This is a genomic window from Kitasatospora sp. NPDC059577, assembly GCF_042735475.1.
Taxonomy (GTDB): Bacteria; Actinomycetota; Actinomycetes; order Streptomycetales; family Streptomycetaceae; genus Kitasatospora.
In genome coordinates this window covers 57,137-68,693 of sequence record NZ_JBHWBZ010000016.1, presented here as the reverse complement: position 1 = coordinate 68,693, position 11,557 = coordinate 57,137, and the positions used below count along the sequence as shown (strand labels likewise).

The 11,557-nt window shown below is 74.2% G+C and carries 12 protein-coding genes; 4 read left to right on the top strand and 8 right to left on the bottom strand.

The genetic code is table 11. The annotated features are described in order from the left end of the window. Positions 1-20 precede the first annotated feature (20 nt). The 6 genes from ACFV0O_RS15790 to ACFV0O_RS15765 form a co-directional block, all read right to left on the bottom strand. The gene (locus tag ACFV0O_RS15790) at positions 21-419 is read right to left on the bottom strand and encodes a hypothetical protein (protein ID WP_380341522.1); all 399 of its coding nucleotides are present in this window, start codon (positions 417-419) and stop codon (positions 21-23) included. 108 nt (positions 420-527) lie between these two features. Further along, a complete protein-coding gene (locus ACFV0O_RS15785) occupies positions 528-1,163 on the bottom strand; it encodes a DUF6817 domain-containing protein (RefSeq protein WP_380341519.1) in 636 nt (211 codons plus the stop codon). Between the two features lie 113 nt (positions 1,164-1,276). Next, entirely contained in the window at positions 1,277-2,182 is a 906-nt protein-coding gene (locus ACFV0O_RS15780; protein WP_380341516.1) for a ketopantoate reductase family protein, read from the bottom strand. Positions 2,183-2,221: 39 nt separating this feature from the next. Beyond that, positions 2,222-2,971, bottom strand: a complete 750-nt coding sequence (locus ACFV0O_RS15775; RefSeq protein ID WP_380341515.1) for a hypothetical protein — start codon at positions 2,969-2,971, stop codon at positions 2,222-2,224. Beyond that, on the bottom strand, positions 2,968-3,543 hold the full coding sequence (locus tag ACFV0O_RS15770) for a hypothetical protein (RefSeq protein WP_380341512.1): 576 nt from the start codon (positions 3,541-3,543) through the stop codon (positions 2,968-2,970). The genes ACFV0O_RS15775 and ACFV0O_RS15770 overlap by 4 nt, the downstream gene beginning before the upstream one ends. 207 nt (positions 3,544-3,750) lie before the next feature. Continuing rightward, positions 3,751-4,404 (bottom strand): class I SAM-dependent methyltransferase, encoded by a 654-nt coding sequence (locus tag ACFV0O_RS15765; RefSeq protein WP_380341509.1) that lies wholly within the window; start codon positions 4,402-4,404, stop codon positions 3,751-3,753. A 354-nt stretch (positions 4,405-4,758) separates the two neighbouring features. Between ACFV0O_RS15765 and ACFV0O_RS15760 the strand changes: the two genes are divergently transcribed. From ACFV0O_RS15760 to ACFV0O_RS15750, 3 genes are all read left to right on the top strand, one after another. Next, positions 4,759-5,532 carry an ABC transporter ATP-binding protein gene (locus ACFV0O_RS15760; RefSeq protein ID WP_380341505.1) on the top strand — a complete coding sequence of 258 codons (774 nt, stop codon included), beginning with the start codon at positions 4,759-4,761 and terminating at the stop codon, positions 5,530-5,532. A 5-nt stretch (positions 5,533-5,537) separates the two neighbouring features. Further along, a complete protein-coding gene (locus ACFV0O_RS15755; protein WP_380341502.1) occupies positions 5,538-6,929 on the top strand; it encodes an FtsX-like permease family protein in 1,392 nt (463 codons plus the stop codon). A 330-nt stretch (positions 6,930-7,259) separates the two neighbouring features. After that, positions 7,260-8,492 carry a sensor histidine kinase gene (locus tag ACFV0O_RS15750; protein WP_380341499.1) on the top strand — a complete coding sequence of 411 codons (1,233 nt, stop codon included), beginning with the start codon at positions 7,260-7,262 and terminating at the stop codon, positions 8,490-8,492. 203 nt (positions 8,493-8,695) lie between these two features. Here the strand turns inward: ACFV0O_RS15750 and ACFV0O_RS15745 are convergent, their stop codons facing one another. Next, a complete protein-coding gene (locus ACFV0O_RS15745) occupies positions 8,696-9,364 on the bottom strand; it encodes a response regulator transcription factor (RefSeq protein WP_360264491.1) in 669 nt (222 codons plus the stop codon). A 1,174-nt stretch (positions 9,365-10,538) separates the two neighbouring features. On the opposite strand from ACFV0O_RS15745, the gene ACFV0O_RS15740 reads away from it, so the two are divergent. Continuing rightward, positions 10,539-10,913: a hypothetical protein gene (locus ACFV0O_RS15740; protein ID WP_380341496.1), complete on the top strand. Its 375-nt coding sequence runs from the start codon at positions 10,539-10,541 to the stop codon at positions 10,911-10,913. A 20-nt stretch (positions 10,914-10,933) separates the two neighbouring features. Here the strand turns inward: ACFV0O_RS15740 and ACFV0O_RS15735 are convergent, their stop codons facing one another. Further along, on the bottom strand, positions 10,934-11,458 hold the full coding sequence (locus tag ACFV0O_RS15735; protein ID WP_380341493.1) for a DUF5959 family protein: 525 nt from the start codon (positions 11,456-11,458) through the stop codon (positions 10,934-10,936). Between the last annotated feature and the right edge of the window lie 99 nt (positions 11,459-11,557).

The following is an 11,557-nucleotide window of genomic DNA, read 5'->3' as shown; positions in this document are numbered from 1 at the left end:
AGGCGCGCGGTGCGTTCCGGTCAGGCTCCGGCGCAGGCCTTCGTGACGTCGCCGGCGGCGCTGGTGATCGCCCCGAGGTCGGGCTGCTTGTTGTCGGAGACCTTGTCGATGGCGTCGTTGACCGCCTTGGAGAGCTTGTCGGCGGCGGTGTCGAGCTTGTCCCCACCGTCCTGGCGGATCTTCTTGGCATCGTCGACGATCTTCTTCAACGCGTTGACGGTGCGTTTGCGGCGTTCGTCGTCGGTGATCTGGCCGACGTTGACCGCCGAGTCCGCGAGGTCCTGGACGTCGCCGGTGAGGCTGATCGCGCGTTTCCCGCAGTCGATGGCCTGGTCGGCGTTCTTGCACGCGGTGAACAGCGGGGCCGCGATGAGCACCGCGAGTGCGGTGGCGGCCAGACGGTACGGCTTCTTTGTCATGTCAGTATCCCTCCCGTCGTGGACAACGCCGTCCTGCCGTGCGGTGGTTCCGGCGGAGCGGGTGAACGGTAGGCAAAGTCTCATTTCACTACGGAACATGACGTTCCGTCAGATTCCCTGTCCGGTGGCTTTCGTGCTGTTGTTCTCCTGTGGCCCGTGCTCTTCCTCCGGGGCGCCGGAGTCCGGCCGGAGGAGGTCCGTGCAGGCCCGCCAGGCGGCGGGCGGCAGCCGGTCGCGGGTGCGGGCGAAGAGCTGGTACAGGCCCGGTCCGTAGCGGGCGGCCAGGTCGGTGTCGTGGGCGAGCACGTCGAGTTCGTTGGCGACCGTGATGGCGAGGAAGGCGCGCAGGTCCTCCTCCGGCGGAGTGCGGTCGGTCCCCGTGAACCGGTCACGGAACACCACCGGTTCGTCGATGCCCAGGCGTGGGTACACGGCGGCCCGGTCGCAGCTCGCGTAGAGGTGGACCAGCGATTCGGCGCGGGCGCCGACGAGGTCGACCAGGGTGCCGCGCCGGTCGGGCGCCAGCAGGGCACGGTCGAAGCCGTCGGTCCCGTACACGGCGTGGCAGAGTCCGGCGGCCCGGACGGCGGGGTCGCAGCCCCAGTCCGCCAACAGGCCTGCCACCCGCTGGAGATGGGCCAGCAGCGTGCCGCCCGGATGGGGGATCCGATCGGCTTCGTGGGCGCGGAGGAAGGCTTCGAGGCGGTGCCGGGCGGGGCCGCTCGGATACTCGGAAGGCGTCACCCCGCCGGTCCTACCCGTTTCTGCCGGCTTCTCCCCGCTTCCCGCCTCTCCTCCTGTTCGTGCGCGTTCCGTTCGCCCTCCCGCCGGTGGGGCGTGGACGCCCGGTCACCCCGTCACCCCTCGGTGGGCGCCGACAGCTCGTCCACCAGCCGGGTGAGGGCCGGGACGGCCACCCCGTGCGCCTCGGCGGCGCGCAGGACGGCACCGCCGATCGCGTCGAGTTCGGTCGGGCGGCCGGCCTCCACGTCGCGCTGCATCGAGGACTTCATCGTGCCGGGGATGCGGTCGAACATCGTGAGCAGTGCCTGTGCGTCGGCCGGAGCGCCGACCGCGCGGGTGACGGTGGTGATCTCGTCCAGGACGGTGAGGAGTTCGGGCCGGTGCTCGGAGCGCACGGCGCGGATCCCGCCCGGGTGGCGGGTGGTGAGCAGGGCGAACGGGGCGAGGAAGGAGAGCTTGCTCCACAGCATCGCGATCTCGTCCTCGCACAGTGCCACGGGCAGGCCGGAGCGCCGCAGCTGCTCGGCGAACTCCGGGACGGGCGACAGAGGTTCGCCGGTCGCGGCGAGTTCGACGGCGGCGAACGGACTGGTGTGCTCGATCCGCCCGGGCGCCGTACGGGTCGCCTCGACCCGGATCGTGCCGGCCACCACCCGCGTGGCCGGGTAGCGCCGGCGCAGCACCGCCATGTGGTCCAGGCCGTTGAGCAGCGGGACCACGAGCGCGGAGCCGAGCACCTGCGGCGGCAGCCGGTCGAGCGCGGCCGACAGCGCCGTCGCCTTGACGGTCACGAGGACGGCGTCGACCGGCGTGCGCAGCTCGGTGGCGGCCTCGACCCGGGCGGTGAACTCGCCGAACTGCCCGCTGCGGACGTGCAGTCCGTCGCGGGCGAGGATAGCGGCGGTGTCCTCGCCCGCCAGGCAGACGACGCGGTGCCCGTCGCGGGCGAGCAGTCCGCCGAGCAGTCCGCCGACGCCCCCCGGTCCGAGGACCGCGACGGTCAGGGGGTTGGTGGTCATGCTGACTCCCGTGGGTGAGTAGGGGGACGGGACGGGCGGCTACGGGATGTCCCAGTAGAAGCGGCCCTCCGAGCCGTCCGGGCTGAGGAAGCCGAAACCGTCGCCGTAGCCGAAGTCGAGGACGTACGGCTCGCCTTCGTCCGAGGCGTCCGTGAGGGCGAAGAAGTACCGCCACGGCGCGGGGACCTCGGCCCGGCCGCTCGGGAAGGACGGGAGACCGCCGACATGGTCGTGCACGTGGCCGCCGTCCGGGAACCGGACCTCGGGGCCCTCGCCGCGCAAGTACCGCTGGAAGGCCGCCCGTTCGTCCATCGACCGGTCGAGGTCGGCCGGCAGCGGCAGCAGGTCGAGGTGGAATTCGACCGGTGTGCCGCCTCCGTCGGGGTCGCGGCGCCACAGCGTCCGACCGCGGGTACCGGGCGGCCCGATGACCGCGAAGGACGGGATCCGCCCGCCCGGCTGCACCAGCAGCACGGCGTCACCCGCCTCCGGGTCGAGCCCGCCCGTGATCTCGCCCTCCTCCAGGAAGAGGTAGGCCAGCCGTACCGAGTCCCGTGCGCCCTCCTCCCCGGGGACGGCGAACTGACCTACGAACAGCAGCGGTTCACCGGTGGTCGGGGAGAGCGGCCACGAGGGCTCGGCGAGCCAGCAGGGCTCGCCGCCGAGCTTGGGGACGGGCGTGGTGATCGGCCGCTCGGCCGGCCGCAGGGTGAACTGCAGACGCGGGAGGAAGGCGGCGTCGTGCGGGCCGGTCGCGGTGCCGGTCGGGTGCGGGGCCGGCGGGGTCATACGGCGGCCTCGGGGCGCGGGTGGCGTCCGGTGAGGCCGTCGCGCGCGTCGTGGCGCTCGTCGTGGTGCTCGTGCCCGTCGTCGTAGGAGACGCAGTCGAAGGTGAACGGTGCCTCGTGGCGCGGCTTCCGGTCGGGGGTGGCCGGGCGGCGCGGCGCCGGGTGGCGGGAGAGGTACAGCGGACCGTGGCGGAGCGTGCCGCGGACGGGATCGGGCACCGGCAGGCCCTCGGCGCGCAGCGCCTCGACCAGCTCGTGGGCCGGCCAGCCGAGGAGGTCGATCCCGTGGTAGCCGACCGGGCAGGCCGGGCGGTCGTCGCCCGGGTTGCGGCCGACCGTCACGCTGCGGAGGCGGTCGCGGTCGTCCGAGCAGAGGGTGACGCCGACCCCGGGCAGCTCGAAGACCAGCGCCCACCGGCAGCCGCAGACGAAGGTGTTCCGCACGCCGCCGGGCAGCAGGTCGCCGTGCGGGGCCAGCAGCGCGCGCACCGCGGCCTCGTTGAGGCCGAAGCGCACCACGGGCAGCGGTGCGGGCAGCCGGACTCCGCAGCCGGGCAGCAGGTCGATGGTCACCCGGTCATGATCCCCCGTGAGCCGGGCGGAGGGGAGCTCGGGGCGGAAACCGGCGGGTCCGTCCGGCTCCCGCCGTGCCGGGAACGTGCCCGTGTCTGCAGCGAGAAACGCATCCGCCGGGGCGGCCGCCCTCTCGACCGGCGGTCCGACCGCCCGTCCCGTGATCGTCGGCGGCCCCGTCGAGCGGCCTCACCCGGGGACGAGCCCTCAGGGCGTCTCGGGCTTGCGGGCCAGGAGGCAGGCGTGCGGTCTGGTCACGCGTCCGCCGGGCTGCTGTTCCAGCCTCGCGGTGACGACGAGTCCGGCCTGGTCCAGCAGGTCGGCCATGCGGTCCAGGGGCAGGAGGTACGACTCGTAGGACACCGGACGGCCGTAGCCGTGGGTCGGCTGGAGCCGCTCATCGCCGACGTAGTCTCCCCAGAGCAGGTAGCCTCCGGGCGCGAGCGTGCGGTGGAACTCGGCGAAGACGTCCGGCAGCCACTGCGGGGGCGTGTGATGGGTGGAGTACCAGGCCAGGATGCCGCCGAGCTCGTCGTCCGTCAGCTCCAGCGCGGTCATCGAGCCCTCAGTGAACCGCAGGTTCGGATGGGCGTGCCGGGCCAGTGCGACCATCTTCGGCGAAAGATCCACGCCGAAGACGGACACCCCCAGCCCGGCCAGGTGCGCCGTCACGCGGCCGGGCCCGCACCCCAGGTCCGCGACCGGCCCCGGACCGGCCGTCCGCACGAGTTCGGCGAATCCCGCCAGCATCGCGCGTGACAGCGGGTCCATCTCGGATGGCGGCGGGACGCGTTCGACGTAGTCGGCGGCGACCGTGTCGTACGACTCGCGCACAGCGGTCAGGAAGGAGGGCTCAGCCATGCGGGTGACCCTAGTGAAAGGCAACCGACGGCGCACGGCACGACCGTCAGCCGACCCCCGCGACATCCGCCGCGTCCGACACCCAGCCGTCACACCACGCGGTGATCGTTTGGCACCGGCGGTGGCCGACGCGCCAGGCGCCCGGCGCCCGGCCCTCCACGGGCTGCGGCGCCTCCCGGCGGACACCGGAGACCGACGGCGGCGGGATGTTCGGACCGGGGCGACCTGCACCCGACCGGTGCCGGAGCCGCGACTCGGGTACGCGGCACCACCTGCGGGGTTCGGTTTTCCGAACCCCGGATTCGGGGGCCAGCCCGATCGATCCCCCGGCCCCGGACGCCCACGATGGAAGGCATGAACGGGATGACGACAGCCGCAGCCTCGGCGGCACATGACGGGGTATCGGGCGCGGCCCTCAGCGGGGAGGGACTGCACCGGGAGTACGGGCGGGGCTCGGCGGGCGTCCGCGCGCTGCGCGGGGTGTCCGTGGCCTTCGCGCCGGGGACGTTCACGGCGGTGATGGGGCCCTCGGGCTCGGGCAAGACCACTCTGCTGCACTGCCTGGCCGGGATGGACCGGCCGACGCGGGGCACCGTCCGGTGGGGCGGGACGGAGGTGTCCGGGCTCCCCGAGCGCCGGCTGGCGGAGCTGCGCCGCACCCGGATGGGTTTCGTGTTCCAGGCCTTCAACCTGATGCCGGCGATGACCGTCGCCCAGAACGTCGAGCTGCCGGGCCGGCTGGCCGGGCGGCCACCGGAGCGGGGCCGGGTGCGGGAGGCACTGGACCGGGTCGGGCTGGCCGGGCGCGAGCGGCACCGCCCGGGGCAGCTGTCGGGTGGCCAGCAGCAGCGGGTGGCGATCGCCCGGGCACTGGTCGCCCGACCGGAGGTGCTGTTCGCCGACGAGCCGACGGGCGCGCTCGACCGGGCGACCGGGCACGACATCCTCGACCTGCTGCGCGAGGGCGTCGACGTCGACGGACAGACCTGCGTCATGGTCACCCACGATCCGGTGGCCGCCGGGTATGCGGACCGGGTGCTGCTGCTCGCGGACGGCCTGCTGGTCGACGAACTGGTCGGGCCCACCGCCGCGCAGGTCGGCGAGCGGCTGAGCCGGTTGGGCGGGTGAACGCGATGAGCGGTCCCGTGACGGCCCTGTCGGTCGGACAGATCCGGCGGCGGCCCGCGGCCTTCGCCGGGCTGGCGGCGGCGCTGTTCCTGGCCATGGCGGCGGTGACGCTGTTCGGCTCCCTGGTCGCCGCACAGGTGACGGCCCCCGGGGGAGTGGCACGGGCACCGGTGGCCGGGCCGGGCGTGCTGGTGATCGCCGCGGCGTTCGGCGAGATCGCCGTGCTGGTGGCGCTGTTCGTCGTGGTCAACGCGCTCGGCTTCACCCTCCGCCAGCAGCACCGTGACCTGGCCCTGCTGCGAACCGTCGCGGCGACGCCCCGGCAGGTGCGGCGGGTGGTCCGCGCCCAGGTCCTCGCGACCGTCCTGCTGGCGGCCGTCCCCGGCTGCGCAGCGGGCTCCCTCGCCGCCCGTGCCTTCCTCGCCGCCCTGCAGCGGCGCGGGATGGCCGCGCCGGGTCTGCACGTACCCGGGACGCCGGTGCCGATGCTGATCGCGCTCGTGGTGGCGCTGCTGGTCGCCCTGGCGGCCGCCGCCGCCGTGACCCGCCGGATCACCCGGCCCGCGCCGGCCGTCGCCCTGACCGAGGGGACCGGCGGGCCGCGGGGGACGGGCGTTCTGCGGCTGTCGGCCGGGGTGGTGGTGCTGGCGGGCGGTGTGCTGCTGCTGAGGCTGGCTGCGACCAGGCCGGCCGGCGAACTGGACAAGGCGGGGCAGGCGTCCCTGCTCGGTTCGCTGGTGCTGTCGGTCGCGGTCGCCCTGCTCGGGCCGCTCGCGGCCCGGGTGCCGGCCGCCCTGCTCGGCCTCCCGGTGCGGGCGCTGGTCCCGCGGGCGGGCTGGCTGGCCGACGCCAACCTGCGCGGCTACGCGGCCCGGCTCTCCTCGGCGGTGGTCCCGGTGGCGCTGCTGGTCGGACTCTCCGGCACCATGTTGATCATGACCAGCACCGCCGAGCGGGTGGCCCGGGCGACCGGCGCCGAGACCAGCGTCACCAAAGCGAGCGACATCTGGCTTCGCCAGGCGGAGCTCGGCCTGCTGGTCTGCTTCGCGGCGGTCTCCACCGTCAACACCCTGGTCGCGCTGACCGCCGACCGGCGCCGCGAGTTCGCGCTCCTGCGCCTGGTCGGGGCCACCCGGCGGCAACTGCTGCGGATGCTCTCCGTGGAGGCGCTGCTGACCACGGCGGTCGGCGTGCTGCTGGGCTCGGCGGTGGCGGCCGCGGCCTCCGGGGCGTTCAGCTGGGCGGTGCGCGGGTCGGCGGTACCGGTGGTGCCGGGCACGGGGTGTGCGTGGGTGGTGCTGGGGGCGGTGGTCCTGACGGTGCCGGGGATCGTGGGCACCGGAGTGTGGGCGACCGGCGGATCGGCGGTCGAGTCGGTGGGCGGGGCGCGGATGTGAGGTTCGGGTGTGGGGCGCGGGGGAGGGGGCGGGCGCGGGGCGAGGGTGCGGGCTGGGGCGGACCTGGACGTGGACGGCGAGGCGGCTCCTTGCGGGCCGTCCCGGGCAGTGGAACGGCGCGGTACGGCGGCAGGGCCCGGTACGGCGGCAGAGCGGGGCGGATGTGGTGGTTCCGACGGTGCCTGGTGGATGCTGGGGCCGGTCCGCGGGTGAGCGGTGAGGCAGACGGCGGTGCGACGGACGGACGTGTGGAGGCGGGTGGTGCGGCGGACGGTGGTGCGGTGGACGGTGGTGACACGGACGGCGGCTGAGCGGCGGCGGTTGCCGGCGGTGCGGGGTGACGAGGTCGCGTTCGCCGTCCTCGGGCTGCCGCTCGGGGTGCTCGGCGGTGTCTACGCCGTTGCCGTCCTCTACGCGGGGGTGTTGCTCTCGCTCACCGTGCTGGGGTTGCCGTTCGTGGTGGCCGCGTTGATCGGGGCACGGTGGATCGGTCGGTTCCACCGCCGACTGGTCGAGTGGCTGCTCGACGAGACGGTGCCCGAACCGCCGCCGCTGCCGCGCCCGTCCGGTGTGCTCGCCCGGGGCCGGGTGGTGCTGACCGATCCGGTGGCCTGGCGGGTGCTGCTCTACCTCTTCCTGCGGCTGCCGGTCGGAGTGCTCGGCTTCCTGGCCGCGGTCGGGATGCCGCTCGGATCCCTGTGGCTGGTGGGCTTCCCCGCCTGGGTGCGGCTGCTGGAACCCGGCCCACGACCGATCGGCTGGTCGGACGTGCTCGCGGTACCGGTCGGCCTCGCGCTGCTGGCCGTGGTCCCCGCCGTGCTGCGGGCACTGAGCCGCGCCAACCGGGCGCTCGCCCGCACCCTGCTCGGGCCGGTGCGCTCGCAGCAGCGGCTGCGCGAGCTGGAGAGCGCCCGGGTCACCCTGCTGGCCGAGAACAGCGGCCGGCTGCGGCGGCTCGAACGCGACCTGCACGACGGCACCCAGGCGCAACTGGTCGCGCTCGCCATCACCCTGTCGCTGGCCGACGACGCCCTCACCGACCAGGCCGCACCCGACCTCGGGCGCCTGCGCACCCTGCTCGACCGTGCCCGCGGGCAGACCGACGACACCATCACGGGCCTGCGCCGGCTGACCCGCGGCATCCACCCGGTGGCGCTGGACGGCGGGCTGGCCGAGGCGCTGCCCGGCCTCACCGCCACCGCGCCGGTGCCGGTCACGGTCCGGCTGGACCTGCGGGAGCGGCCGGACGAGGCGATCGAGCAGGCCGTCTACTTCTGTGCGGCCGAACTGCTGACCAACGTGGCCAAGCACAGCGGAGCCCGGTCGGCGGAGCTGACCGCGAGCGCGGTCGACGGGAGGGTCCGGTTGACCGTTCGCGACGACGGGTGTGGAGGTGCCTCGATCGGCACCGGCACCGGTAGCGGCACCGGTAGCGGTACAGGCAGCGGCAGCGGACTGGCGGGCCTGGCCGAGCGGCTCGCGGCAGTCGACGGGGTACTGCGGGTGGACAGCCCGCCCGGCGGACCGACGGTGGTCAGCGCCGAGCTCCCCGTCGGGCTGTGACGGACAGTCGGCGGGGGCCGATCGGGGCGGGGCATGCCATGAGCGGGGCTCATGGGCCAGGCCCATGAGTGAAGCTCATGAGCCGGTCATGAGTCACGCTGATGACTGCTCCATGAGTAACGCTCATGTGCCGAGCCCGTGAGCACCCCTCAGGTCACGAGCCGACCCATGCGTGGTGCTCATGAGTGATCTGCGGGCCTGCCTCAGGACGCGCCGTTCTCCGCGAGGTAGGTGAGCACGGCCTTGACCCGTCGGTTGTCGGCATCGGTCGCGGGCAGGTCGAACTTGGTGAACACGGCGGCCACGTGCTTCTCCACAGCCCGTTCCGACACCACGAGCTGCGCGGCGATCGAGCGGTTGGAGTGGCCCTGTGCCATCAGCTCCAGCACCTCCCGTTCGCGCGGGGTGAGCGTGTCCACCCGGTTGCGCCGCGGGCCCCGGATCAGTCCGTTGACGATCTCCGGGTCGAGGGCCGTGCCGCCGGTGGCGACCCGGTGGAGGGCATCCACGAACTGGGAGGTGCGGGCCACCCGCTCCTTGAGCAGGTAGCCGACGCCGGCGGCGCCGTCGGCCAGCAGCCGGGCGGCCCAGGCGGTTTCGACGTGCTGGGAGAAGACAAGGATCCCGACCCGGGGCATCGTGGCACGGATCTCGACGGCCGCCCGGATCCCCTCGTCGGTGTGGGTCGGTGGCATCCGGATGTCCACCACGGCCACGTCGGGCCGGTGTTCGGTGACGGCGGCGACCAACTCGGGCGCCGTGCCGGCGGTGGCGACCACGGCACAGCCGCGCGCGGTGAGGAGTTCGACCATCCCGTCCCGGAGGATCACCGAGTCCTCGGCGAGGACGATGCGGAGCTGCTTGTCGGTCATGCCGCCATTATTCCGGGCGACCGAGGCGGGCCGTCCCCGCAGTCCGGTGAGGTCTTCAGTCCAGACGAGACACCAGACCGGTGACATTGCCGTGGAACGATGACCGAGAAGCGAAGGCCGAGAAGCGAAGCGCCCTCCCGCTGCCGTCGTTGCTGCGACTGCTCCCGCGGCTCCCGCTGTCGCTTCCGGCTCTGCTCCCGTCGCAGAACCCGTCGCCCCCGTCGCCCTGGCTGCCCGCGAGCTGCGCATCGTCTTCAGCCGGCTGTGCCGTAGGCTCCGGGAGGCCGGCGACACCGGCGACCTCACCCCTTCCGGACCGCCGTGCTCAGCCGACTGGTCACCGACGGCCCGGCCTCCGCCGGCGCACTCGCCCCTTCGTCGGACTGCTGGTCGTCGCCCGGGTGCTGCTCGGGCTGGGCACCTCGCCGGCGTATCCCGCCGCGATGCACCTCACCCGCGGCGAGGCCGAGCGCATCGGACGGTCCAGCCCCACGGGGTGCCGTCCGTGCTCGCCGTCGCCAACCGGACCGTCGCCGTGTCCAGACCGTCGCCGTGGCCGGGCCGACCCTCGGCGGTCTGCTGATCGGCGCGGGTGGCCGGCGGACCGTCCTCGCCGTCAACATCCCGCTGTCCCCGGCCTGCCTGGCGCTCGGGCCGGCCCGCCTGCCCGTGCCCGCCGAACGCCGCGACCGGGCCGGCCCCATGGCCCGGATGGCCGGCGCGATCTCCGGAGCCCGTCAGGCCGTCAGACCGTCGACCGCCGGATCGGCCGGACCGGCCCGACCGCCTGGACCTCGTCGGGATCTCGCTGTTCGCCGCCCTGCTGCTCCCGCTGATGCTGTTCCTGATGGAGCCGAGTCCGGACCGCTGGTACCTGCCGTTGTCGGCCCTCCCGGCCGCCGTCGGTTTCGCCGTCCGAGAAGCACGGGCCCGCAGCCCCTTCATCGACCTGCGGGCGCTCGCCCCAACCGGCCGCCACTCGCCACCTGCGTACGCCAACTCCACGGCTACACGGTCGCCTTCGCCTGCCGCTACGGCCGCACCCAGCGGCTGGAGGAGGGGCGCGGCCTGTCCGCCGGCGGTGCCGGACTGGTCCTGCTGCCGCTCTCGTCCACCGCTCTCGCGGTGTCCGGTCTCACCGGCCGCAGTCCGCGGCAAGCTCCTGGTCGGCGCCGTGTGCCGGCTTCCCAGCTGCGCCGCACTGTTGGCGGCGCGCGCGGACGGTACGGCGGTGCTGCTGCTGGGCGCGGTGGGCGCGGTGGCGGGCATCCCGCGGGGGCTGATCGGGCCCGGCACCCGGACCGCTCTCCACCACCAGGCCGACCCGGCCGCCATGGCCTCCGCGGCCGGGCTGCTGCGCACGTTCACCTGCCTCGGCGCGCTGGCCGCCTCCGCCGCGAACGCCGCCTTCCTTCCCCGCGGAGCCGCCAGGGACGGGTTGCACCACCTCACGCTGTTCATGCTCGGCGGCGCGACCCTGCTGTTCCTTCTCGCGCTTACCGACCGCTCGCCGGAACGGATGTCAGGGCGAGCTGTACAGGGACATTGACGATCGATCAGTCATCGTGGTCAGTCGTCGTCCGCGGGCGTCCCGCGCCAGGCCGGGACACCGGGGGCGATCTCCCCGGGCGGGTAGGCGTCCCGGACGAGCGCGAGCAGCGCGTGCTGCTCGTCCAGCCAGCCCGCAGCGGGGGAGAGGACGACGCGGAGAGTGACGCCCGAGTCCTCGGTGTCCGAGACGGTCACCCAGAGCCCGCCTGGCCGCCCGGGTTCGATCCTCAGCTCCGGGCCGTGCTCCTCGTCGAGCCAGCGGACCGCGAAGCCCTGGCGCAGCCGGTCCAACGCGGTCTCCCAGCGCTGCAGATGGCGATCGGTCACCAGGGTGACGAACTGACCGCGCACCGAGTCGGCGGTGACGGTGATCTCGCAGTCCAGCCAGTCGTGCCCGAGCGGGGAGCCCGGCGCGTGCCGTCCGAGCACCCGTACGCGGACCGCGCGGCCACCGGTCCGCCCGTCCCGGCCGGGGGCGTCGTCGGTGCCGGGGCGGTCCGTCAGTCTGATCAACTCGTGCTGGTGCGAAGCGACTTCACTCACGGCGTGCTCCCGTTGGCAGCGGATTCAAGGGCTGACATCCTCGCGCAGGTGTTCGTTCCGGTGCCAGACCGAGGGGGTGGTGCGTTCTCGCCCGGGATC